We start from the raw sequence: 24,232 nt of genomic DNA, 5'->3' as shown, positions 1-24,232 counted from the left end.
AAGTATTGTTTGGCATTTTTTATAAAGGTAGTTCTAATTTAATCAATTCAGACAAAAAACACATGATATGCTGTAATGGAGTTAACAATCTTAGTGATACAGTTAATAGACTAATTAGTATTTTAAGAAATTTACATTGTAAAGATTTGATAATCAAATCGCTCTTAAACATAGAGCCATTACTAATTAAAAACAATCATTATGTTACGTTACACTATTATCTTTGTTATTCTAGCTATTGTTGCAGGAGTATTTGGTTTTGGTGGTATTGCAGCAGGAGCTGCCAGTATTGCTAAAATTTTATTTTTCATATTTATAGTACTATTTATTTTATCTCTCATATTTGGTAAAAGATTCAAAGCATAACAAATTATAAATAAACATCATGAAAAAAGTATTATTATCATTTGCAGCAATTTGTATAATAGCTGCAACTACAATAAGTTGTAGAGAAAAGAAAACTACCGGAGAAAAAGTAGAAGATGCAGTAGAAGAAGTGGGTGATGCAGTAGAAGATGGAGCAGAAGAAGTTAAAGATGCTGTCGAAGATGCAACGGATGACAATTAATCATAATAAGGTAAAAACAGTTTTACAAACAGGTAATTCGTAAGTAATTACCTGTTTGCACTAAATCACTAATAGATTCTTAGCTATGTTAAGATTTAAAAAAAGCGTTTTTATAAAACTAAATATAGAAAAGTAGCAACACTTGTTATATTTTTCTTTTTTTCTTAATGCACTTTTACTTTATTGCCATTTTTAAGATCATAAATTATAGATTAATGGAATCAAATTTTGGTGCCAACGAAAATAAATACTTAGAAATTTACAAAAGGAAAGGTTATACTTCAGACTACATATTAGATCAAGGTAAACTCATTGATGTTTCAGATTCGAAAGAATTTAAACCAAATGAAGTATTTGTAATCGCAAGATATCTCTTTGAAGGTGCTAAAAATCCTGAAAACACCTCTATATTATTTGTTCTAAAAACCATTGATGGATCAAGAGGAACTTTTATTTTAAATAATAATTCTATAGAAAACTCAAATCCGACTATATTTTTCAACGAAATTCCTGAAGAAAATGTTTCAGATAAAGATAATCTTCTCTAAATATTAATAACCCATATTTATTAACCAATCATTTCTCTCAATTCAAGTTTTATAGTATTATTTTTTTTAGTTTAGAAACTCTTTTGAATCAATTCAGAATTTAAAAATCTAGGTTTCTCACAAATTGTGCGTTAGTCAAATTGTTTTAAGAAGTATTAATTGATACTAAATCTTTCTTCACTAAATCAATCATATTTGAAAAAAACACCTATTAACCTGTTCCGGTTGTAAACTAGAATGATTTTATATGAAGTGGTATAAACTTTTTTGATTCTGGCGAAAAATAGTTGTTTTTTGGTCAATTGTCCCGAGTACTCGGGATTGCACTTCATAGCAGCGCTACGAAGTAAGAAAAAGACAAAAATTGAGTAAAAAAGAGCATTTTTATAGCGAATTGAAAAAAGTTTAAATCACTTCTATGTTTAAATGCCCCCCTTAACTTATTAATTTTTACTTTTAATAAAATTATATTATTACATTTAGTTTTAGTAATCCAATACAAACAGTAACTTATTCAGAATTAGACGTAAAATTCAATTCACCTTAAAGAAAAATCAATATGATCATTATAATTAGCCTATATTGTATTCTAACTATACTATCAATTTTACACATCATTCTTTACGGTTCAAGACCTATCAAATCATTAAGCTGGCTTCTAATTGTCCTTATCTTCCCTTTTATTGGGATAGTGTTATACATTGTTTTTGGTATCAATCGCAGAAGGTTAAAGTTCTTCAAATTAAAACAAACCGTAAGAAGACGTTTATATGACAATACGTATCGAGGCAAATCTGTAAAAGAGCAACAGGTTCACTTTAAAAATAAGAAAAACCAAAAACTATCAAAATTATTACGAAGTAGCTCCAATTTTGTTGCTCAACCTGCAAATGAAGTCGTTGTATTACAGAATGGAAAGGAAACTTTTGATACTATTTTTGAAGCTTTACAAAAAGCAGAGAAATTTATACATCTACAATACTATATTTTTGAAGAAGGAGAATTATTTGATAAACTATACTCTCTATTAAAAGAAAAACTAAAAAATAATGTCGAAGTAAGAATTCTATATGATGCCATAGGTAGCTACGCTCTTCGTAAAAAAGCTATTAAAAAACTTAAAGATATAGGGGCAAATGTATATCCAATAATGCCATTACATTTTGGAAGTTTTTTATTTACTTTAAATTATCGAAATCATAGAAAAATTATCATTATAGATGGTAGAATTGGCTTTACTGGAGGTGTTAACATCTCGGACAAATATATTAGCCCTAAATCAGAACTAGGCATTTGGGATGATACACATTTGTATTTAAATGGTCCGGCCGTAGATAGCCTACATCGAGTATTTATAAAAGATTATTATTTCGCAAGTAACGAAGAGTTATTACTAACCAATAATTACCTCCCCGAAATTGAAAAACAAGGAGATGTAGTGGTACAGATTGTAGCTGGTGGACCTGATGCAGACCATCCCTCGATTATGCAGCAATACATTACGATGATTAATCTCGCAGAGGAATACATTTATATTTCTAACCCTTATTTTATTCCAAACAATGCGATGCTAGAAGCCCTTAGAATAGCAGCACTAAGTGGAGTAAACATTAAATTATTAGTGCCAAAAAAATCAGACTCCTGGTTAGCAAAATATAGTATGCTATCATTTTTTGAAGAATTATTGTTTTTAGGGATCGAAATCTACCAACAAAAAGATGATTTCTTGCACAGTAAAGTAATTATTATGGATGGTGAAATTGCATCGGTGGGTTCGGGAAATTTTGATCATCGAAGTTTTGAGCATAATTTTGAAACCAATGCTTTAATTTATGATTCCCAAATCGCAGAAAGTATCTGCACAGACTTTATTGCTGATTGTAAAGAGAGTGTTTTATTAAATTATGAAACCTATAAAAAAAGATCATTAAAACGAAAACTATCCGAGGGTATCGCACGTTTTTTTAGCCCTTTATTATAATTAAGGCAAGTATTCCCCGATTTCTTAAAACTTGTTAAACCTTATCTTTATTGCCTAATGAGTCAAAAACAGTGTTAAATGGGTTAATTCATACTAGGAGTTAAAAGTAATTTTGGATAAACAAAAATTATAATCAAAACTCAAAAAAGATGAAAAAAACAATTCTATTTTTTAGTATTATTTTATGTAGTGCTACTACCATAGCGCAGGATTCTGACAAACAAATACAATTAGGAGTTCGCGGAGGAGTTAACTTTACTACTATAACAGGTGATGATTTCGAAAGTCCTAAATCTCGAACCAGTTTTTATGCAGGCTTGGTTGCAGAAAGCTTTATCTCTGATAGGTTTTCTTTACAAGGAGAGGCATTTTATTCTGGGCAGGGATTTGATATTGAAGAAACACTACTCACTCCAAAGGCAGAATTTCAGATTGATTATATCCAAGTTCCTATTCTGGCCAAAATTTATCTAATTGAAGGGTTAAACATACACGCAGGGCCACAGTTTGGTTTTAAGATCAATGAAGAGGTGGATACTGACCCTACAGGAGATGGTGGTGATTTCAACACTGATCAAATCAAAGATTTTGATTTTCAACTAGCCGCAGGAGCAGAGTTTAAATTAACTAATGGATTTTTTATTCAGGCAAGATACACTTACGGGTTTTCTGAGATAGTTGAAGATACTGATGCGCATAATTCAGTATTCTCTACTGGTATTGGATTTATGTTTTAGGAAATTTAAACCACTTCATACTATAAAAATAATTAGACCTACCGATTTGGTAGGTCTTTTTTTGTAGTTCAGAATCTCAGAAGGGTTAAACAATATATGATTAGAGTTAACTAATCGGTGAGATTGGTATTAACTTCAAGCATCAACTATAGATATTATAAAATGAAACAAATACTTTTACCTCTGATCGCCACAATTTTGTTTTGTATAAATTCATTTGCCCAGGATCGCCCTTTACAATCTGCATTATTGGGTTTTAAAGGAGGTGTTAACTTTGCGACAGTAAGTGCTAAGAATATTGATAACCCAGAGTTTATAATCGATTTTTATGTTGGATTTGCTATAGAGGCTATGCTTACTGAAAAATTTGGATTCCAGATAGAAACGGTTTATTCAAGACAAGGATTTGAATTTGAGCAATCACCCACGACAAAGCAAGGAGTTCTAAAAATAGGATACATACAAGTACCTGTTTTGGCAAAAGCCTATTTATTTGAAGGTTTTAATATACAAGGAGGTCTACAACTAGGATTCAAGGTTCATGAAAAAGCTAGCATTGATCTAGTAAGAAGTCAACTCGATTTAAACACAAATACTAGTAACAGATTTGATTTTCAATTAGTTTCTGGTATAGAATATAAATTTAAAAATGGTTTTTTTATACAAGCTCGATATAGTTATGGTTTCTCAGAAATTATCGATGATTCAGAAATACACAATTCTGTGTTATCAGCTGGTGTCGGATTTATGTTTTATTAAATTTATATCTTAAATTTCAACCCTGCCCTAAGATATAAACTATTTTGATCGTTTATAGTCAATATATCCTCCTGATTATCGTTACGTAATCGTATATTATTTATAATTGTAAATCCTGTATAGGCATATAACGCCAAATGATCGGTAAGGTATCTTTCATATCCAAGTCCCGAGAGTACTATGGTCATAGAAATGTTATTAGCTATTTTCTCTTCTGAGGTTGCTATGTCTATAAAACTTCGATTGTTCTGAATGTTAGCAAAAAAACCATCTAACGTAATAAAGCCTTGTATAAAGTTTTTCTCTTTAAAACAATATTTAATGTTAGATTTTGGAACTCCTAAAACAAAGGACCAATTAGGACGAAAATTTCTATAATAATTTATAAAAGGCAAAGGAAAAGGTCTACCCGCAGTAGTAGAAAAACGCATTCCCAGAATCAATCTCCATGGTTTATCTACAAGGGGATCTTCCTTTTTATTTTTCACAAAGTATATAGAACCGGTAAACAATACATCTTCAGTATCTATTCTATTCATTTCAAAATTAGAAGCAACAATAGCTCCTACCTCTAAAGCAAAACGCCAATCATTTTTTAATTTAAAAGTATATGCTAAATTCCCTTCAAAAGAACTAAATCGTTCTAAATCGTTGGTGTCAAAATTAGTGTCATCCCTGTATATAAAGTTTACATTACGATATTCAATTCCTGGCACCAAATAACTCCCTTGATCGTTTAACTTGATTGGGTACTTTATGAATGCTCTAAGTCTCCTAAAGGAATTATCACTATTACGCTGCGGAAAATAAGTATATTCTAACCTTGCAAGATCAGATACCTGAGCCTGAATAGTAGTTGTATAAATTAGCATGGTAAGAAATAGAATAAACTTATAAAACATATATTATTTTTTAAAATTTAAATGCAAAAGAAAATGAAAATCTAGCTCCATCCTCTCCTGTAAATAGATTAAAGGTTCCACTCATCGCATTAACACTATTGATCCAAAATCCTCCGCCATAATCGCTATGCCATTTATCTGATGTATCATTATCAGATAACCATACTCTACCTGTATCTGCACCAGCAAATACACCTACTTGCAATGGTAAAATTTTGGTTTTAAATTGCTTAAAACTGTATCGAATATCTGCACTACCGGCTAGTGAAGATTGCCCTGTAAAACGCTCTGTTCTATATCCTCTTAATAGATGATCGGCTCCTAGCTGCGCTGCTTGATAAAATTCATAGTTTTCTCCTATATTAAATTGTCCTTGTGCTGCAGTTTTTAAAACCAGTTTACGGTTTCGAGTTAGCGCATTATAAAATCCTAGATAAGGTCTGATATATCCAAAAGTTCTATCGGTCTCTTCAACATTCATTCTTCCTCCTACATTGACTTCAAACTTCATTCCGCGTGTTGGATTTACTACTACATCATAACTCTCGTATCGATAAGTTCCATCTAATCCAGCAAACCATTTACGATCAAAGGTTTCAGGATCTTGTAGATTTGCTTCCTGAGTTATAAAACGATCAGGAGTATCGTCTACTTTTATACCTTCGATAGAACCTTTGTATTCAAAATAACTACCTAAACGTCCATTTTTAACTACTCCCAGTGACGCTCCATAGGTGCTTAATTTTACTCTATTAAAATCAAAATCCAATTCATCTTGATTATTTTCAGTCTCGTTTCCGAAACCAAAAAAGTTTGCAGCAAAATTTGGGCTGGTGTATGTTGCATCAATCAATAGATTATAATCCCCTAGTATACCAGCAAACTCTCCTCGATATCCCAGATCAAAACCTTGCGTGGCAAAATAATATCCACCTGAAATGCTATGACTGCTTGAAAAAGGATTACGATGAAAACCATTAATCGTATATACTGCCATTGGTCCTATACGAATACCATCGTCTGGATTAAAGCCAATAACTGGTAATACTGAAGAAGTAGTTATTACACCTTCATTTTTATCAAAATTATTGATTTGATAATTATCAGTAAATCGAATTTTGGCTCCTCTTTTTTTCTCTATCGTATTTGGTTTGCTTTTATGGTCATATACAGTAATTTTACGTCCTTTTTTGAATCTATAAATATCATTATTTTGTCCTCCAATAATATTGATTCTAATTGGATTATCTGCTTTTCCACTCGATTCAAAGACATCATCATCATCCAACCCATAAATCCAGATTTCTTTAGTGTCTTTTTTATCAAAGGTCTTATCGCTTACTATAGTTCCTTTTTCTCCATCTTTGATTCTAGAAACTGTTATTCTAGTTTTTCCTTTTTTCATACGTTCTATATGAATGAGATCATCCTTATCTGTTCCTGTAACGATGGCTAAACTGGTAAGGTAATTATAGTACCGATCTGCTATATCAACTATATTTTGTCGTCTTCCTCTTAAATTTCTCTTTATAGTATTCAAGTCTTCTCCTTTTGCTTCAGAAGGAATATTTTGAAAAGCATTTTCTATAGCTATATCTGTGAGGTTTTCTTGTATAAATTTTGCCTGCTTTAACCATTCTTCTCTACCGCTATTCCGAATGAGTGTACGATCCAACCTTGTAGCAGATGCATTTATCCACTTTACGTCTTTTAATTCATCATCATACACCTGAAATTGATTTGCAAATCCCATAAGACCTCTCAATGTACCTAAGAAGCCTCCATCAAAATTAGAGAATGCCTGATCTCGATCTCTGGGAATAGGTTTGAAAATATGATCTCCATTCTCTAGTTCATATTCAGCCCATCGCCATTGGTCCTGATGACGATCCCAATCGCCTATCAACATATCAAAAACTCTAGCTCGTATATAAGCAGATTCATCAATTTTATATTTTTCATCTCTACGCAGCCTTTCGTAAACATCTGATGTACTTTCTATATCATCAGGTTTTCCAAAAGAAACTAGATCCTTATGATTTTCTTCTGGTCGTTCCTCAATCATATATAATTCATCACCGTGTTCGCTATTATATTTTCCCAATGCCTGCTGCTTTGGCACGTAATATACTTTTGGATTGGTATGAAAAACACCTACTGCATCAGATAACTCTGGAATAACCGTAAATATATAAGGGTGCGCAGCTGTATAAAAATCGAGCAAAATATCTTCTGAAATAGTATTCTCAAGGGATTCTTCTACATAATTATTCTGAAAAACTGTAGATTGTAAAAACTTGACACCACTTTTCTTCAGTGCTCGCATATTATATTGCTTACCTTCTTTACTCTGAAGCCGTAAAGATCTAGTTTGATGCCCTCCACCTTTTCTCACCACTTCTAACCCACCATAAAGTGTATCTAAAATGGCTACTTTAGCCTGAATTTTCTTTCCGTATAAATCCCTATAATGATCACCCCAAATACTTTCATAAAATTCAGTTTTATCAGTACCTTCTTTTTCATACACAGAAGCTGCAATAGTTTGCTGTTTTACTTCAGGAATTACGCTCACATCGTACTCTGGAATTTCTTTATAAATTTCTTTCCTGAAAAGTAGTTTAGGCTCATTATTTTCACTTCCATAGTATGAAGCCCAAGAAGAACCATCTTTATAGACATCTAGTCTCACAAAGCCTTGACCTCCATATGCAAAAAGTCCATCATTACTTAAGGTAGCATACGAATTTTTGGCTCCTGCCCCACTAACTATCTGTTTGATTCCTTTGTGCTCTATATACTGTAAGGAGTGTTCGTGACCTGAAGCAAAAATAATTCGTTCTGATCCTTTGGCAAGTGTTTCTAATCGTCGCACCAGGGATTTATACTGTTTATTTTGGTTGTCCTGGGTAGATATTGCTCCTGCAGTACGGATTTGCATTGCCAATGATCCTAAAACTGGTACAGGTACTTTTTTTTGTGATGGATATAAGTGTTTAACGGGTGCATATTTACCACCATGTACTCCGTTAGTATATAATGGGTGATGTAAGGCAAAAAGAATTGTTTTATCCTGATTTTTCTTAAATTCACTTTCAACTTCAAGAAACATAGCTTCTCTGGTTTTGATTTCGGGACAGTTATCATTAATCGTCGGATGTTTATCCCAATCCTCAAGATACCATTGTGAGTCTAAAATAATGAGTTGGATATTATCTGTAATTTCAATGCTTTCTAATGCGCAACCTTTTGATGGTCTAAATACCTTTTTATCCTTCAATTTCTTCTCAAAGTACTTTTCTTCACGCTCCAATCCTTTCAAGCCTTCATTATACCAATCGTGATTTCCCGGTATAAAATATACTTGCCCATCAAAATTATTAACAGCACCAATCTGAGCATCTAATCTATGCTCCGCCAGTTTTCGATCTTTTTCATCTTTTTTTGGCATCCCATCTGGGTAAATATTATCGCCAAGAAAGATGGTGTAATTTCCTTTTTGTTTATGATCTTCTAAATATTTTTCTAAGGCTATTAGTGCCGGAGTACTTTGGCCAGGCTTTGCATATCCGGCATCACCAATTAGATAAAAAGTTTTTTCTATTTCATTTCCTTTGGGTATAACAGATTCATCAAAAGGTTCTCTGTATTTTGGTTCATAAAGCGCGCAACCTGAAACTAAAACAGTAAGTATCGTAAGTGCTATGTATTTGTAGTTCATATATAGATCGTTTTTAGTTTGAAATATTTTCTGAAACAAAAGTTTCCCACTCGGCAAACTTCTCTTCAGACATCACGCGTTCCATTTTTACTTGCCCACCTTTCTTCTTTTGTGCTCCGCTCCATTCTGAAAAAGTTGATGATGGAACAGTAGTCACCTTTATTCCTTTTAATGCTTTATTCCTGGCAACTTTGTAATTTTTATTAGCTTTTTTAAGTACCTCATCGAGCGTTTCTGCTAATATGTTATTTTCTACTGAAGTTTCTGTGCCCAAATACCAATGGTGATGAAACTCATCATTAATTCGAGTCGCCGCCAGTGTAAATTCTGGGACTTCGATATCAAATTTTTCTTCTATTTGGCGTAAAGCGGTATTCATTTTATTTACCGATAATTGCGAGCCTACAACATTTAGAAAAAACTTAGTACGCCCGGTAATTCTGATTTCAGCTCTCGCTACATCAGTAAATTCTATAGTATCCCCAATGATATACCTCCATGCACCAGAAACGGTACTCATTAATAAAACATAATCTTGATCGGTTTCTACTTCTGCTAATGTGATAGAAGGCGCATCCTGTTTTAAAGAACCATCTTGGTTGATATATTCTGGTTGAAAAGGAACGAATTCGAAGTAAATACCGTTATCCGTAATCAACTTCATCGCATCGGTTTCAGGACGTTCTTGATACGCTATAAATCCCTCTGAAGCGAGATATGTGTCAATTACTGTAATCGGATGTTCTAATAAGCTATTAAAACTTTTCTCATAAGGTGCAAAAGCTACTCCTCCAGAAGTATATACTTGCAAATTTGGCCAAATGTCATGTATGGTTTCTGCGTTATGATACTCAATAACTTTCTGAAGCATTAGTTCCATCCAAGATGGGATACCACTTAATGCCCCTATATCCCAATCTTTTGCTTTTTCCGCAATACGCTGCACACGTTTATCCCAATCATCGATTTTAGCAATATCACGACCAGGTTTATAATACCCTTCAAACCAAAAAGGAATATTGCTGGCACTAATACCGCTAATCTCACCTTCGAGATGTCCATCTTTTTCTTTTAAATCAGTAGAACTCCCTAACATCATAATTTCTTTTTCAAAAAAGGAGGCGGATAGGTCAAATTTTGACAAAGCTTCTACCTGTTTGATTCCTGCTTTTCGAATGGCTTCGATCATATCATTGGTTACAGGAATACGCTTACTTTTTTTACCTGTAGTCCCTGAACTAAGCGCAAAATAATCAGGTGAGCCTGGCCAGGTAACATCTTCTTCTCCTGCGATTACTTTATACCACCATTGTTCCTTTAACTGATGATAGTCGAAATAAGGCACTTTATCTGCGTATGTTTTTTGTATGTTTTCTGATTCGAGAATTTTGCTAAACTCATATGTTGTACCAAAAGCTGTATTAGAAGCTATTTTTAATAGCATCTCCAATACTTTTTGTTGCGCTTCAATATGATTAGACTCTGAAGTTAGCGCACTTTTTAAATCAATTGCGCTTTTTATTATTGATCCTATGATTTCCATTTTCCTTTTATTTTAAAATGATTGGCTCTACTACTTTTTCTGCAAGGTCTATTTCGGCAAAAGCGACAATAAATGCAACTACCGAAAGAATAATTCCTATGGTAAATACTATGTATGTAATCTTAAGCAGCGCATATTTTTTCTTTAACACCAAACCTAATAAATAAAGGTCCTTAGTAAGCATTTTATAAACGTATGATTTGTCATTGATAACTTCATCAATCGCTTCTTGATATCGATCGTAAGACATTTTGAAAAAATTTCCGAAGAATAGTAAATTCACTTTACGATTTGTTACCTGTTCCTTGGTAAACTCACCCCCGGTCACTTTGGGTTGAGTAGACATTATAGAAAGAATAATTGCCGCTACACTAAAAAGCACCAGTATTAAACTAGGAATCATTAAGTGCCTATTGGATGGTGCATCTAATTTTGGAATCAAATTGGCAAGCGCCAATGAAATGATTATTGCATTTACGGAAAGTAAAATGTTTGCTTTTGTATCTGCAATATCACTTAGTTTAATATGATTTCGTAACGTAACCCGAAACAGCGTTTGTATCCCTCTCTCTGGGCTTTCATGTTTGTATTTGGCTTTTAATTTTGCTTTAAGATCCTCTTTCTGTCGCTTTTTCTTATTTTTCTTCTGCTTTTTAAGAAGATTCAATAAGTTTTTATTTTTTTCTGGCTCCCATTTTTCGACTGCATATCGAGTATAATATCGATGCTGTTCAGAAAATAGTTTTACGTTTTCTGCTCTCCATTCCTTTCCGGAGAGTTTTGATACTCCTTGAAGTGTTAGCTCTTGGTGTAGTAGTTCACTAACTTCAGTAAAATAATCCTTAGCTAAGTGGGAACTGTCAGCATCTTTAATAATTTCTTCGAGAATAGTATTTGGTTCTTTGTCAAATTTTGTAGCTAGAATACAGTTTTGTATAATGTCAATTTTCTTTTCGCTTATCTTATTATCCGACAAAAATTTCATCGCTATTTTTGCACTTTCTTTTTCATGATTTTCTGATCCATGAATGTATCCTGCATCGTGAAACCAAGCTGCTATTTGTAGGACTTCTGAGTCTTTATCGCTAATATCAGATTTTTTAATAATTTCTTGCGTACTTTCAACAACTCTTTGTGTGTGCAGGAAATTATGATACAAATATGTTTTGGGTAATTTATCTTTAAAGAGTTCAAATATGTAATTTTCCGCTTTTTCCAGTATAGCTTTCATTTGTATTCTTTTTTAGTTGAATAATAGTTAGTTGAGTGTATTCAAAATCTTGATTAGTTTACTTCTTGTTCTTTTACTAAAAGTAATATTTCATCAGGGGACAGATATAATCGCCTAATACGTGCTTTATATTTTTCTGATAAGGAACTATGGTTAAGAATAAATTTTTTTGTTGCCAAAATGTAATCTTTCATAGCATGTGTTATCGCATAAGTATCTGCAATACGTTCTGCCTCTCTAATATAATTTGAAGAAATCGAATATTGTATACCAAATAGAATCAGATTTAAACTACTTTTTGTGTGATAATCCATAATATGACCTAATTCGTGACCTAACCAACCTATTAATACATTTTCTGGGATATCTTTGATAGGTAGTTGCATACCATCAATTTTGAAGATCTTACTCATCAAAATTATATAAGCTCTTTTCTCTCTTGATTTGAAGATTGAAGAGAATTTTGGTTGCGCTTTCATAAATGATTTTTTTAAAGAAGACTTAAATTTAAACTCAATTGAAACTTCTTCTAATTCGGGATAATGTGATAGTGCAGTTCTGGCTTCATTAATAATGATTTCGGGAATAATTTTATTTTTAAATTGTATCGTATCGAATGATGCCATAGTATGATATATAGTCCCTGTATAGAGACTGAAAATTAGAATAGTTTTAAAAATTTGTGAATATTGCATTATATTATCGCCAATATAGATTAGATTCTCTAAAGGCATTAATGCATATGATAGAAAGGGTAACTCTTTTGATGGATAAAGATAAGTTTAGACTTAAAAACGTATTTTTTTGAAGATGAAGTGATTTAAACTTTTTTCCAATTCGCTATAAAAATGCTCTTTTTTTATTCAATTTTCGTCTTTTTATTACTCAGTAGCGCTGCTATGAAGTAAGAAAACACTTCAATTGATCAAAAAAGTTTAAATCACTTCAATAATAAAATCGCTTAAGTTGTTATTATTCAATAAATCAAATCTCAGGCAACTCAGAAACGGCATTCTTATCATCTAATAAACCAAGTGATTTTAAATAACGCTCTGTCATTAACATACTAGAATGTCTACACATTTTTTGGATTTTGCGGATATCTTTTTCTTTTTGATACCAATTAACCACAGCAGTATGTTTAAAACCATATAAGGTATAATCACTACCAAACTCAAAATGATCTTTTACTTTTCTAAAATGTTTACCAGTATAGTTTTCTCCCATTTTGATAGAAGAAGGAGCTTGGTTTGCACTAAATAAATAATCATCAGAACTATAATTTTCAAGGTTCATTTCTAAAATAACTCTTTTTAAACCTGGAACAATAGGTAATACATCTCTTTTCTTTGTTTTACTAGTTTCTCCAGAAACCCAGATCAAGTCTTTCTCTAGGTCGATATCCTGAACTTTTAAACGACGGATCTCAGAAGGTCTCATAAATGAATAGTACACAAAACAAATAATCTTCCAGAGATACGGATCGTTTTCTAATGTATACTCTTTAATATCTGCTATTTGTTTATCAGTAAAAGGTTTGTTTTTACTTCCATAATTATTTGGTAGTTTTTCTATTTTATCAAACGGATTTTTACCTTCGACCCATTCTTGTTTAAGGCATAAATTATAGAAAGTCTTAAGTACCCCAAGTGTATTATTGTAGGTTTTAGCACTATTCTTTCTGTGAGAAAGTAGATAGAAAAAATATTCCTGTATTAATTGATAGTCCAATTCTCCAACCCAAACATTATCAACTCCCCTACCCTCTAGCCAATTTAAAAAGCGTTCTAGAGTATTAGAATAAAAACCTATTCCTCGTTTGTAAAGTTTCTTAGCCTTTTTTATCTCAATAAATCTATTTACGGCTTCTCTTACTGAAAAAATGGTTTGTGTAGATGTATTTTCATTCTCACCTATATCTCTTGATACTTTCTTTCGGTCTATATGATATCCCTCTACAAGAAGTTTGTTAATTTCTTTTATACGATCTTTTGCAAATGCTAACTCTTCTTCATCTGACTTATATTTCTTAGGTATATAAAGTCTTTTTCTTACTAAATCATTCTTCTGAACATCCCATACATAATACATTATGTAGTTGCCTTTTGCAGCTTTAGATTTAATTAAACGAGCTTTTTTAAACTTATGCATATCTTCGTATGTATACTTTGGTACTAATCCAAATATACTAAAAACTGACGACTTTACTGACGACCCCTGACATGAAGAAGAAACACACCCTCTGCTATCTACTGAAAACAAAGGGTTTTTCTGTGTCGGGATGACAGGATTTGAACCTGCGACCACACGGCCCCCAGCCGTGTACGCTAACCGGACTGCGCCACATCCCGAAAATTAGATTGCAAATATAATAATCTTGAAGCTAAATCGACGACTTTTTATCTCATTACAAAATTTTTATCATTTTAAACGATTTTAATAGATAAAATAACCCTGGTAACCTGAGTTCGAGCTAAGCTAAAATGTTATAAAAAGCGTCAATTCGAGTGGTTTTTCAGAATGAAATGGAGAAAAGCTGTATCGAGAATAGCTTTTTTAGATAGAAAATCACTATTCTCGATACAATCTTCTAGCCTGTACTGAGCTATGTCGAAGTATCAGATCGAATTGACGTGATTTTCTTACGTCGAACTCAGGTTGGTAATTACTGATCCGCTAATAATAAGAGATATCCCTAAGACTTCTATAACACTATCTGGAGTAATATTCTCAAATTAAAAGATAACAGTACTATGCTTTCAGAACAGACTGTTGTTACAGAATGGAAAGGTGGAAAAATTTACAAAGAATGATATTATCATGGGTAATAGTATACCTCCACACCTATATCAAACCTTTTTATGTCTGGCATAAAAAGGGTTTTCACTAGTTTTTAAAACAAGGATAAAAAAAATCTTTACTTTATACTTTAATATGGTCTTATTTTAAATGATTTGTCTATATTTGCACCCTCAAAAGGGAAATATACACCTCGGGGTGTAGCGTAGCCCGGTTATCGCGCCGCGTTTGGGACGCGGAGGTCGCAGGTTCGAATCCTGCCACCCCGACCAATACAAACCGTTCATTTTCAATAGGAAATGAACGGTTTTTTTTAGTTCTACACGTCAAGGTTCAGCAGTAAAGTCGTCAATTTCAGCTTTGAAATAGTACATATACACCCTTTCTTTTTTACTTTTTCTACATTAAAAAATAGAATTGTAACTACAACTATATTCAGATTATTTTGTCTTGACTAAACAAAAAACATTTTAATTTACTCATGCACGATTTCAAAGCTGAAATGGTACTATCAAGAATTAAAGCTAGAATATAGACTTATAATCTCCCAAGTCATAAAAGCAAGGTATTTGAGAGAAGATGAGCAGAACCATTTCGTTATTGATACTACTGAAGATATGTAAGACAAGTTAAAGTGAAACACTCAAAAGAACTACTATACCGCCTAAAAATACATGTCAAAACTTCTGTTAAAGACCTATAAGGTTACCGACATGAATTTACAAGAATTCAATTATAATTTCACAATCAAGTCCTAGAAATATCCAAGAGGACACATTCTTGTTTCAATACAATACAAATACCTATAAATCAACTAAATACATCATTTCTACAATTATCAATGCTATCATAAAATAGAGCCTAAAATATTAAAATAATAGGGTAAACTGTTTTTTAATTGTTGTGAATATAATCATTCATTTTAAAAAATAATTAACTCTTTAAATCTATAAAAATGAACAAAAAACTATTGACAAAAGTTCTATTGGCTAGTATAATCTTTATACTGGGTTTACAAGTAGAATCATACGCACAAACAAAAGAAAAACCAGAAAAAACAGAAATAAAACAAGAAACCGAAGAGTTCTACACCAAAGAAGAACTAGAAGAGCTTAAAGCTTTACAAAAAGAATTAGAAGCAATAGCCTTAAGAGAAAAAGAGGAAGCCTTAAGATTAGCAAAAATACACGGCTGGGAAATTAGAATAAAAAAAGCAGACGGTACTTTTATAGAGCTTCAAAAAGTAGTAGATGGAAAACCTATTTACAATACTACTAATGGTATTAAAACTACTAAATCAACAAGAATAAATCATTTACAATCAGGCGGTTCTCTAGGATTGAATCTTATGGGGCAAGGGATGACAGCCTATGTTTGGGACGCAGGAAAAGTACGTACTACACACCAGGAGTTTGATGGAGCGGGAGGTAACAACCGTGTCTCTATGATAGATGATAAAGCTTCTGAATTGGATGATCACGCACAGCATGTAACAGGAATCATTGTAGCCTCAGGGGTGGAAGCAAAAGCAAAAGGTGTAGCTCCTCATATCAAGGCAAAAATTTCGGATTGGAATAATGATGAGGCAGAAGTAACAAAGCAGTCTATGAAGGGTATGCTAGTTTCTAACCACTCATATAATACGAAACTTAGAAATAATAAAACTGGAGCAGTGGATATACCTCTATATTATTTTGGGGGGTATATTGATGAATCGAGCAGATGGGATAATATTATGTTTAAAGCCTCAAAATACTTAATGGTAGTTTCCGCGGATAATTCTGGTTCGGATAATACCGCAAATAAAAACCCAAATAGTGGTTTTGGGTTTGACAAATTAGTAAGTCATTCGACAGCTAAAAATAATTTACTAGTTGCTAATGCTCAAGATGTACATGTTGATGAAAACGGTAATTTCATTTCTGCTATAATAGATAGTAGTAGTAGTCAAGGTCCTACAGACGATTTTAGAATTAAACCGGATATTACTGCAGTAGGTCATAAGGTTTATTCAACTATTTCAAGTAATAATAAAGCATATGGAGAAAAAACAGGAACTTCAATGGCTGCACCAAGTGTAACAGGGTCGTTATTATTGTTACAACAGCATCATAAAAATGTTCATAAAAAGTATATGAAGGCAGCCACCCTAAAAGGCTTGGCTTTACATACCGCAGATGATGCCGGAGTTAAGGGGCCTGATGCTATTTTTGGCTGGGGAGTATTAAATGCAAGAAAGGCAGCACAAACCATTACCCAAAAAGGAAAAGAAGCAAGAATTGAAGAACTAAAATTAAAACAAGGGCAAACCTATAAAATTACCGTTACCTCAGATGGAACAAATCCGTTATTAGCTTCTATCTCCTGGGCCGATAGACCAGGAATTGCAACTAAAGTAATTAACTCCAGAACACCTGTTTTAGTAAATGATCTAGATCTAAGAATTTCTAAAAATAGCACCACTTACTTGCCATACAAATTAACAGGAGCAACAACCAACGCTAAAACAGATAATAATGTAGACCCTTTTGAAAGGATAGCTGTTAATGGTGCCTCAGGAACCTATACCATTACGGTTACTCATAAAGGAACATTAACTGGGGGGGATCAAAATTTTTCTTTAATTATTACTGGTATTAATGATGATGCATCAAAAACTTGTAATGCAGTCATACCGAAAAAAGTATCTACATCTAGTATAACCACTTCCTCAGTTTTAGTAAATTGGGATAAAGTTTTAGGAGAGTTATATAATGTTAGATATCGTAAAGTAGGAACTCCCTTATGGAAGACAAAAACAGCGACAGATAGCCCTAATTATTTTGAAATTAAAGGCTTATCGGCTTTAACCAGATATGAAGTGCAAGTACAAAGTAAATGTGCTTCTGAAAATTCCGCATATAGTACTTCAGTTAATTTTACCACCTACTGTGAGTCCAAAGCAACCAACGGGAAAGACCAGTATATCAGTAAAGTAGTATTAAATACTATAAACAATCCTTCTACCGACACAAAAGGATATTCAGACTATACATCTATTTCAACAAAATTAACAAAAGAAGCTACTAATACTATTACTATTACCCCTAAAAGTACTGCTTCTGAAGCTGGATATGGGGTTTGGATTGATTATAACCAAGATGGAAAGTTTGAAGATACAGAAAAAGTGTTTACTAAACTTAAGTCAAAAGATGCTCAAGTAAGTAGAACCTTTATAGTGCTTCCGTCAGCAAAAATCGGTACTACAAAAATGCGTGTGGTATTAAAGAAAAATGGAACACCAACAGCTTGTGAAACCTTTGCAGAAGGTGAAGTAGAAGATTATACCGTTACTATTGTACCAAAAGATACTATACCCCCTACCACTCCTAAGAATCTTAAAGTGGGTGATGATATATCAAAAACAGGTTTTGACCTTTTATGGGAACCTTCTATAGATAATATAAAGGGAGAAGTTAAGTATCAAGTAATTGAGAATGGAAGCATAATTATAGATACTGTAAAAAAGACTTCTATTAATTTAACAAATCCAACGGACAAATCTAACACATATACTATAAAAGCTATAGATAATTCTGGAAATATTTCTGCAGCTAGTAATGCGGTAACAGTAAAAACTAGAGCTAGTGATTATTGTACCGCAAAAGCAACTAGTAAAGATAAACTGTATATTAAAAAAGTTGAGTTAGGTTGTATTAATACCTTTTCTATCGCAGGAACGGGATATATAGATCAAACTAAATACAGTTTAACCGATGTCATAAAAGGAGAATCTAATAAAATTACGATTACTCCTAATCATACCCGTTATAAATTAGGATATGGAGTTTGGATTGACTATAATAAAGATGGAAAGTTTGAAGATACAGAAAAAGTATGGAGCATGAATCCATCTAAGGTAGCAAAAGCTATTGGAAATTTTACCATACCTTCAACAGTAGAAGATGGTAAAACAAGAATGCGTGTGGTATTAAAGAGAGAAGCCGCACCAAATGTTTGTGAAACTTTTGCAGAAGGTGAAGTAGAAGATCATACCATTTATATTATTACAACAGATACTAAATCCCCTACAACTCCTAGTAATGTTACAGCATCTAATGTAACACAAACAAGTGCTAGGGTTTCTTGGTCAACTTCTATAGATAATATTGGAGTAACTGAATATGAAATACTTAGTGGAGAAACAATTCTAAGCACTACAACGAATGCCTACTCTGCTATTACTGGTTTAAAATCAAATACCCCTTACACATTAACTGTAAGAGCTAAAGATAAAGCAGGTAATGTTTCTGCCACAAGTAATACGGTAACATTTACAACCTATTGTGCTTCTAAAGCAACGAATGCAACAAATCAGTATATTCAAAAAGTAGTATTGGGTAGTATTGACAACCCTTCTACTGGCGGAGACGGATATTCAGATCACACATCAATTGCAACGAACTTAGCTATAGGAATTGCTAACAAAATTACTATTACTCCTAAAAATACTGCTTCTAAAGCAGGATATGGGATTTGGATTGATTATAACCAAGATGGTGATTTTGACGATACAGATGAAAAAGTTTGGACTAAGACATCTAAAGATGTTCAAGTAAGCAGAACTTTTACAGTACCGCCATCGGTAAAAATTGGTCGTACAAGAATGCGTGTTATTTTAAAGAACGGCGATGCACCAACAACTGCTTGTGGAACTATTGCAGCAGGTGAAGTAGAAGAGTATACGGTTAATATTGTTTCAAAATTTACCGAGACTGAATCTCCAACAGTCCCTGGTAACGTAACAGTGTCCAACATATCACAAACAAGTGGTAAACTTAATTGGGAGGCTTCTAAAGATAATCGTGGAGTAGCTGAATACGAAATATTTCGAGATGGAAAACTTATCCATAAAACAAGGGAGACTTCTTATACTATTAATGGTTTAACACCAAAAACTTCATATACTTTGGCTGTATTAGCGAAAGATGCTGCAGGAAATACTTCTCTTAAAAGCAAAGCGGTGACATTTAAAACGCATTGTATTGCTAAAGCAACAAATGCAACAAATCAATACATCAAAAAAGTAGAATTAGGTACTATTGATCACTACTCAACCAGTGACGGTGGATACTCTGACTATACATCAATTTCAACGAAGTTGGCAAAAGGAGCAACTAACACCATTGCCATTACTCCTAAAAACACTACTTCAGATGCATGGTATGCGGTTTGGATTGATTATAACAGAGATGGAAAATTTGAAGAAAGAGAAAAAGTTTGGAACAAAGCTAAATCAAAAGAAGCTAAAGTTAGCGGAACTTTTACAGTATCTTCAACAGCAAAATTAGGTAAAACAACAATGCGTGTTGTCTTACAGAATAATGGAACACTGACGGCTTGTGGAACTTTTGCAGAAGGGGAAGTAGAAGATTATACCGTTACTATTGTTAAAGAAGGTGTAGATGTTACACCGCATACAGCTATTCGTGATCTTAAAGTATTTTATGTGACACAAACAAGTGTTAAACTTGTATGGACAAAACCTGCTGCCTCAGAAGGTTCTATAGAATATGTGACAGCTCATCTATCAAAAAGTTTTACCTATGGTACTATAGAAACTTCTGCTCCGCAGAATTCTATGATATTAACCGGTTTAGAACCGAACACTGAACATACAGTAAATATTACCGTTGAAGATGCTGCAGGAAATACATCTAAACTAAGTAATACGGTAACATTTACAACGCTTTGTAAATCTAAAGCAACCAATGGAAAAGATCAGTATATCAGCAAAGTAGTATTGGGTAATATTGACAACACTTCTACTGACACAGAGGGGTACTCAGATTACGCAACATCTGAAATAATTGGAACGAATCTAGCTAAAGAAACAGCTAACACTATAACCATTACTCCTAAGAGTACTACTTCTGATGCATGGTATGCGGTTTGGATTGATTATGACAGAAATGGGAAGTTTGAAGAAACAGAAAAAGTCTTGACTAAAAATAAATCAAAAGAAGCCTCAGCTAGCGATACTTTTACTATACCTGTAACTGTAGAAAATGGTTCTGCAACAATGCGTGTTGCGATAAGTAATAAAAAAATAAATAATGCTTGTAGTTCTTTTGAAAAAGGTGAAGTAGAAGATTATACAATTAACATCGTTCCAAAAGGTAGTGATGTTACACCGCATACAGCTCCTACTAATCTTACAGCATCTAATCGAACACAAACTGGTGTTAAACTTTCTTGGGATGCTTATTCAAATGGTGGTCGAATAGAAAGTATAAAACTTGATATAGATCCAAAAGGCTATAAATTTAAACCAGAGAGTATATCTCAGACTTCTGCTGTGTTGATTGATTTAAAACCAAACACTACTTATACGGTATCTTTAAGAGTTATAGATGAAGCAGGAAATCTGTCTAAAAAAAGTAATACAGTAACGTTTACAACTTATTGTGAGTCTAAAGCAACCAATGGAAAAGAACAGTATATCAGCAAAGTAGTATTGGGTAATATTGACAACACTTCTACTGAAACAGGGGGGTACTCAGATTACGTAACATCTGAAACAATTAGAACTAATCTAGCTAAAGAAAAGGCTAACACTATAACCATTACTCCTAAGAGTACTACTTCTGATGCATGGTATGCGGTTTGGATTGATTATGACAGAAATGGGAAGTTTGAAGAAACAGAAAAAGTCTTGACTAAAAATAAATCTAAAGAAGCTCAAGTTAACGGAACTTTTACAATATCTTCATCGGCAAAAACTGGTGCTACAAGAATGCGTGTTGTTTTAAATAACAAGAAAGCACCAACAACGGCTTGTGAAACTTTTGAAGAAGGAGAAGTAGAAGATTATACAATTAACATCGTTCCAAAAGGTAGTGATGTTACACCTCCTAAGCCTGCTAGCAATGTTAAGGTATCTTATATAACATTAACAAGTGCCACTCTTACTTATGATGATATTCAAAAAACTAATAAAGATATAGGTGGGATTAAAGTTTTCAATACTAGCGACTCAAAACGAATTGATACCAAGGATAGGTTCTATAAGAGTCTTAAGATGATTAATTTAAAACCAAACACTACATATACAGTAGAGGTATATCTTAACGATAAAGCAGGAAATTTTTCTAAACCAAGTAATCCAGTAACATTTACAACGCTTTGTGTCTCTAAAGCAACCAATGGAAAAGATCAGTATATCAACAAAGTAGTATTGGGTAGTATTAATAAAACTTCTACTGGCGGAGACGGATATTCAGACTATACATCAATTTCAACTAGGGTAACAAAAGGAGATTCTAATACAATTACCATTACTCCTAAAAGTATTACTTCTGAAGCTGGATATGGGGTTTGGATTGATTATGATCAAAATGGAAAGTTTGATAATGGAGAAAAAGTTTGGACTGAGGCATCTAAAGAAGCTCAAGTTAGCGGAACTTTTATAGTACCTTCATCGGCAAAAACTGGTGCTACAAGAATGCGTGTTGTTTTAAACAATAAAGAAAAACCAAAAACGGCTTGTGGAACTTTTGAAGAAGGAGAAGTAGAAGATTATACAATTAATATTATTCCTGTAGCTCCTAGTAATCTTGTAGTAACTAATATAACACAAACAGGTGCTAAATTTTCCTGGGATGCTTCTGAACATGATATTGAAAATATTCGATATAGCCTATATGATAATAAAATAAAAAAACGTGTAGGTCCTTTTACAACGAATACTTTTAATAATATTACTGGATTAAAACCGAATACTACGTATGCATTAATTGTATATGCTATTGATAATTCAGGAAATTTTTCCGAAGATAGTAATACGGTAACATTTAAAACGCTTTGTGAGTCTAAAGCAATCAATGCAAAAGATCAGTATATTCAAAAAGTAGTATTGGGTGGTATTGACAACTCTTCTACCAACGGAAAAGGATATGTAGACTACACATCAATTTCAACGAAGTTGGCAAAAGAAGCTGTTAACACCATTACCATTACTCCTAAAATCAGTGCTTCTAAAGCGGTATATGGAGTTTGGATCGATTATAATCAAGATGGAAATTTTGATGATGAAGGAGAAAAAGTGTGGACTGAGGCATCTAAAGAAGCTAAAGTTAGTGGAACTTTTATAGTACCTTCATCAGTAAAAACTGGTGCTACAAGAATGCGTGTTGTTTTAAATAACAAGGAAAAACCAACAGATGATGCTTGTGGAACTTTTGAAGAAGGAGAAGTAGAAGATTATACTGTAATTATTGTTCCAAAAGATACTGAACTTCCTACAGCTCCTACTAACCTTGCTGTGTCCGATATATTAAAAACAGGTGCTACTATTTCTTGGAGTGCTTCTAAAGATAATTTTAGAGTAACTCAGTACGAAGTGTTTAACGGAGAAACCAGTTTAGGTTCTACAACAAGCACCACTTATAAGGTACCTAATTTGAAACCAAATACTACGTATACAGTTAATGTAAAAGCTAAAGATAATTCAGGAAATGTTTCTAAAGCAAGTAAAGCGGTAACATTTAAAACTCAAGATGCTCCTTATTGTGTTTCTAAAGGAAATAGCTCTCTTTTTAATACCATAAAATATGTTTCTTTTGGAGGAATTACAAGCACTGAAAGTTATGGATCTGGTTATAGTGATTTTACAGCAAAAATTGCTACTGTAACTAAAGGAAATACTCATAATATTCGTATAAAATCAGAGTCTTTTACTAATAGTGCCGATAAATACTCTTTGGGAGTTTGGATTGACTTTAATAAAAATAGAATTTTTGAGTCTAATGAAAAAGTAGTAAACGTTACCTCTGATAATGGTAATATGAATGTTAAGAATGATATTGCAGTTCCATTGGACGCTATATTAGGTAAAACAAGAATGCGTATCATATTTAAATCAGGAGGTAAGCAAACTGCTTGTGAAACTTTTGAAGAAGGTGAAGTAGAAGATTATACAGTTACTATTATTGATAGTCCAACTTCTACTAATCGCACAGCTCTTACCAATCGCTTAGCTTTTTCTAATGTAAATACTCAAACTTTTGGTAATGAAGTAATGGTTTATCCTAACCCTGCATCAGACTATATTAAAGTTAAATTAAGAAATGCTAAAGCAGAGAACTTAACGTATAGAATTATAAATATTTTTGGGCAGGTTGTTAAACAAGGGAAATTAAATGGAGGTAACATTTCTATTACTGATATTAAACCTGCAACTTATATATTAGAAGTAGATAATGGACAAAAACCAATAAGAACCAGATTTGTTAAGAAATAACCCTTTACCCCTCTTAACTAAACTATATTTAACCCGAGCTTTATGCTCGGGTTTTTTATTTCTAATTATTTTAAAGGTTTTAAACTGATTTTCACAGTTAACTCAATATAACAAAAAAGATAAATAAAATTATAGAGGTCAGTATATAAATACTTAACTTGGA

Annotated in this window: 13 protein-coding genes and 2 tRNA genes; 8 read left to right on the top strand and 7 right to left on the bottom strand. The window is 32.8% G+C overall.

The features are described 5' to 3' along the window. The first annotated feature begins 201 nt into the window (after nucleotides 1–201). From ATE84_RS10995 to ATE84_RS10970, 6 genes are all read left to right on the top strand, one after another. Complete coding sequence (locus ATE84_RS10995; RefSeq protein WP_101447995.1) at nucleotides 202–366, top strand: DUF1328 domain-containing protein; 165 nt, start codon at nucleotides 202–204, stop codon at nucleotides 364–366. A gap of 19 nt (nucleotides 367–385) precedes the next feature. Next, the gene (locus tag ATE84_RS10990) at nucleotides 386–568 is read left to right on the top strand and encodes a hypothetical protein (protein ID WP_101447994.1); all 183 of its coding nucleotides are present in this window, start codon (nucleotides 386–388) and stop codon (nucleotides 566–568) included. A 215-nt stretch (nucleotides 569–783) separates the two neighbouring features. Beyond that, entirely contained in the window at nucleotides 784–1,116 is a 333-nt protein-coding gene (locus ATE84_RS10985; protein ID WP_101447993.1) for a hypothetical protein, read from the top strand. 559 nt (nucleotides 1,117–1,675) lie between these two features. Further along, on the top strand, nucleotides 1,676–3,097 hold the full coding sequence (gene cls, locus ATE84_RS10980) for a cardiolipin synthase (RefSeq protein ID WP_199176875.1): 1,422 nt from the start codon (nucleotides 1,676–1,678) through the stop codon (nucleotides 3,095–3,097). Nucleotides 3,098–3,246: 149 nt separating this feature from the next. Then, entirely contained in the window at nucleotides 3,247–3,834 is a 588-nt protein-coding gene (locus tag ATE84_RS10975) for a porin family protein (protein WP_101447991.1), read from the top strand. A gap of 162 nt (nucleotides 3,835–3,996) precedes the next feature. Further along, nucleotides 3,997–4,593 carry a porin family protein gene (locus tag ATE84_RS10970; RefSeq protein ID WP_101447990.1) on the top strand — a complete coding sequence of 199 codons (597 nt, stop codon included), beginning with the start codon at nucleotides 3,997–3,999 and terminating at the stop codon, nucleotides 4,591–4,593. Between the two features lie 2 nt (nucleotides 4,594–4,595). Here ATE84_RS10970 and ATE84_RS10965 read toward each other — a convergent pair whose 3' ends face one another. The 7 genes from ATE84_RS10965 to ATE84_RS10935 form a co-directional block, all read right to left on the bottom strand. Beyond that, entirely contained in the window at nucleotides 4,596–5,495 is a 900-nt protein-coding gene (locus tag ATE84_RS10965) for a DUF6268 family outer membrane beta-barrel protein (RefSeq protein ID WP_101447989.1), read from the bottom strand. Between the two features lie 10 nt (nucleotides 5,496–5,505). Further along, nucleotides 5,506–9,216, bottom strand: coding sequence for a metallophosphoesterase (locus ATE84_RS10960; protein ID WP_101450978.1), 3,711 nt, complete (start codon nucleotides 9,214–9,216; stop codon nucleotides 5,506–5,508). A gap of 13 nt (nucleotides 9,217–9,229) precedes the next feature. Beyond that, nucleotides 9,230–10,759: a GH3 auxin-responsive promoter family protein gene (locus tag ATE84_RS10955; RefSeq protein WP_101447988.1), complete on the bottom strand. Its 1,530-nt coding sequence runs from the start codon at nucleotides 10,757–10,759 to the stop codon at nucleotides 9,230–9,232. Between the two features lie 7 nt (nucleotides 10,760–10,766). Next, on the bottom strand, nucleotides 10,767–11,990 hold the full coding sequence (locus tag ATE84_RS10950; protein WP_101447987.1) for a Pycsar system effector family protein: 1,224 nt from the start codon (nucleotides 11,988–11,990) through the stop codon (nucleotides 10,767–10,769). A gap of 53 nt (nucleotides 11,991–12,043) precedes the next feature. Beyond that, a complete protein-coding gene (locus ATE84_RS10945) occupies nucleotides 12,044–12,616 on the bottom strand; it encodes a hypothetical protein (RefSeq protein ID WP_101450976.1) in 573 nt (190 codons plus the stop codon). Between the two features lie 358 nt (nucleotides 12,617–12,974). Then, nucleotides 12,975–14,141: a site-specific integrase gene (locus tag ATE84_RS10940; protein ID WP_101447986.1), complete on the bottom strand. Its 1,167-nt coding sequence runs from the start codon at nucleotides 14,139–14,141 to the stop codon at nucleotides 12,975–12,977. 125 nt (nucleotides 14,142–14,266) lie between these two features. After that, nucleotides 14,267–14,341, bottom strand: a tRNA-Pro gene (locus ATE84_RS10935). A 642-nt stretch (nucleotides 14,342–14,983) separates the two neighbouring features. Between ATE84_RS10935 and ATE84_RS10930 the strand changes: the two genes are divergently transcribed. Beyond that, nucleotides 14,984–15,061, top strand: a tRNA-Pro gene (locus ATE84_RS10930). A gap of 683 nt (nucleotides 15,062–15,744) precedes the next feature. After that, a complete protein-coding gene (locus ATE84_RS10925; protein WP_101447985.1) occupies nucleotides 15,745–24,069 on the top strand; it encodes a GEVED domain-containing protein in 8,325 nt (2,774 codons plus the stop codon). Nucleotides 24,070–24,232: the final 163 nt, after the last annotated feature.

Source organism: Aquimarina sp. MAR_2010_214, from assembly GCF_002846555.1.
In the GTDB taxonomy this organism is placed as follows: Bacteria; Bacteroidota; Bacteroidia; order Flavobacteriales; family Flavobacteriaceae; genus Aquimarina.
Note: the sequence above shows the minus strand (reverse complement) of the source record. Positions and strands in the feature narration are given on the sequence as shown.

What these genes read in the sequence shown, in the direction of transcription:
- ATE84_RS10995 (WP_101447995.1), top strand. Translation starts at nt 202, where the DNA reads ATGTTACGTTACACTATTATCTTTGTTATTCTAGCTATTGTTGCAGGA.
- ATE84_RS10990 (WP_101447994.1), top strand. Translation starts at nt 386, where the DNA reads ATGAAAAAAGTATTATTATCATTTGCAGCAATTTGTATAATAGCTGCA.
- ATE84_RS10985 (WP_101447993.1), top strand. Translation starts at nt 784, where the DNA reads ATGGAATCAAATTTTGGTGCCAACGAAAATAAATACTTAGAAATTTAC.
- cls (WP_199176875.1), top strand. Translation starts at nt 1,676, where the DNA reads ATGATCATTATAATTAGCCTATATTGTATTCTAACTATACTATCAATT.
- ATE84_RS10975 (WP_101447991.1), top strand. Translation starts at nt 3,247, where the DNA reads ATGAAAAAAACAATTCTATTTTTTAGTATTATTTTATGTAGTGCTACT.
- ATE84_RS10970 (WP_101447990.1), top strand. Translation starts at nt 3,997, where the DNA reads ATGAAACAAATACTTTTACCTCTGATCGCCACAATTTTGTTTTGTATA.
- ATE84_RS10965 (WP_101447989.1), bottom strand. Translation starts at nt 5,495, where the DNA reads ATGTTTTATAAGTTTATTCTATTTCTTACCATGCTAATTTATACAACT.
- ATE84_RS10960 (WP_101450978.1), bottom strand. Translation starts at nt 9,216, where the DNA reads ATGAACTACAAATACATAGCACTTACGATACTTACTGTTTTAGTTTCA.
- ATE84_RS10955 (WP_101447988.1), bottom strand. Translation starts at nt 10,759, where the DNA reads ATGGAAATCATAGGATCAATAATAAAAAGCGCAATTGATTTAAAAAGT.
- ATE84_RS10950 (WP_101447987.1), bottom strand. Translation starts at nt 11,990, where the DNA reads ATGAAAGCTATACTGGAAAAAGCGGAAAATTACATATTTGAACTCTTT.
- ATE84_RS10945 (WP_101450976.1), bottom strand. Translation starts at nt 12,616, where the DNA reads ATGGCATCATTCGATACGATACAATTTAAAAATAAAATTATTCCCGAA.
- ATE84_RS10940 (WP_101447986.1), bottom strand. Translation starts at nt 14,141, where the DNA reads ATGCATAAGTTTAAAAAAGCTCGTTTAATTAAATCTAAAGCTGCAAAA.
- ATE84_RS10925 (WP_101447985.1), top strand. Translation starts at nt 15,745, where the DNA reads ATGAACAAAAAACTATTGACAAAAGTTCTATTGGCTAGTATAATCTTT.